This is a genomic window from Marinifaba aquimaris, assembly GCF_013328345.1.
GTDB lineage: Bacteria > Pseudomonadota > Gammaproteobacteria > Enterobacterales > Alteromonadaceae > Marinifaba > Marinifaba aquimaris.
This window is the reverse complement of the sequence record NZ_JABULX010000069.1, coordinates 1-1,469: the sequence shown is the minus strand read 5'-3', so window position 1 is coordinate 1,469 and position 1,469 is coordinate 1. Positions and strand designations below refer to the sequence as shown.

General features: G+C 38.2%; 2 protein-coding genes. Both read left to right on the top strand.

The window, feature by feature from the left end:
- Window positions 1-189 precede the first annotated feature (189 nt).
- Window positions 190-1,176 carry a hypothetical protein gene (locus HR060_RS19245; protein ID WP_217434984.1) on the top strand — a complete coding sequence of 329 codons (987 nt, stop codon included), beginning with the start codon at window positions 190-192 and terminating at the stop codon, window positions 1,174-1,176.
- Between the two features lie 33 nt (window positions 1,177-1,209).
- Window positions 1,210-1,469, top strand: a 260-nt coding sequence (locus HR060_RS19090) for a hypothetical protein (protein WP_174201856.1), incomplete at its 3' end; no start/stop codon positions are given.

Below are 1,469 nucleotides of genomic sequence, written 5' to 3'. Positions count from 1 at the left end.
GAAGCGTTTAATTTTGCCTTTGATAAACCACAAGCCGAAATTACCAAACCGTGGGAAGTCTGGCCGATAGACCCAGCTATGCCTAAACCTGTTTTAGATAACACATACAAGTTTAAACAAATACTTATTCAAATCACTTGTGGTTGCCCAGTTTAATTGTTTTAACGATATTCAAACACAAGGAATGTGATGATAAATTTAACACCGACCTTACCCAAAGAAACGACCTATAACCGTTTTTATAAACCCAAAGCCGATTTTTCTTTAAGGGAGAAATTTGATGGACTCTACCTTACTCGACAATATGAAAAAAGCTCACAAAATCGACGTTTTTTTGAAGAGCACCCAGAACGTTTTTTAGTTAGAGCGTCTGATAAACATGTTACTGGGTGGTTAACGTTAGCATGTATGTTTTTGGGGTTTACAGGGAGTTGTCTTTGCGCCATTTATTTACCTGCTTGGCTGATTTTTTATTTTGATGAGCCATTTGAGTACCATTTTTTTATTGCCGTTCTTATTTGGAATTTATTTTGGTTAAATGCATTCCCTTGGACCAAGCATGTGGGCTCTGATCATATTATTTATTTTGATCGCTTAACTGGCCGGGTTGGCTATACCAAGACTTTTTTTCATCAAACTGAAAAAGATGAATTTGGTAACGCCAGTTTTGCTTGGCAAGATATTGTTTGTACTACCCAATATAGGACCACGACTCAGTACGGTAGTCAGGCTCAACTTCCTTATATTTATCATGTCGATCTAGAAAAATACCCGGAATCTGAGGTGGAGGTGGTTGTATCAGAAGCGACCAATAGCCGCACCTACTGTTACTTATTTTGGGAAGAAGTGTGCCGATTTATGGATAACACCAAACCATTACCCGATGTACCTGAATATGAAGAAGTAAGACACCTTGACCCGGTGACAGCTGCTTTTGATAAGGACAATGGCAGGCCAAAACGCTTTTGGCAAGATATGAGTTTTGAACAGCAGAGTAAAATTGAAGACGAGCTGACCTCAGAAGCGTTTAATTTTGCCTTTGATAAACCACAAGCCGAAATTACCAAACCGTGGGAAGTCTGGCCGATAGACCCAGCTATGCCTAAACCTGTTTTAGATAACACATACAAGTTTAAACAAATACTTATTCAAATCACTTGTGGTTGCCCAGTTTAATTGTTTTAACGATATTCATACACAAGGAATGTGATGATAAATTTTATACCGACCTTACCGAAAGAAACGACCTATAACCGTTTTTTTCAAAGTTTTAATCATGCATCTTTAACCGAACAATTTGATGGTTTGTACTTTACTCGAAGATTTGAAAAAAGCTCGAAAAAACGACGTTTTTTTGAAGAGCACCCTGAACGTTTTTTAGTTAAAGCGTCGGATAAACATTTCGCAGGTTGGTTTTCATTAGGGTGTATGTTTTTGGGGTTTGCAGGTAGCTGCTGCTGCGCTATGTT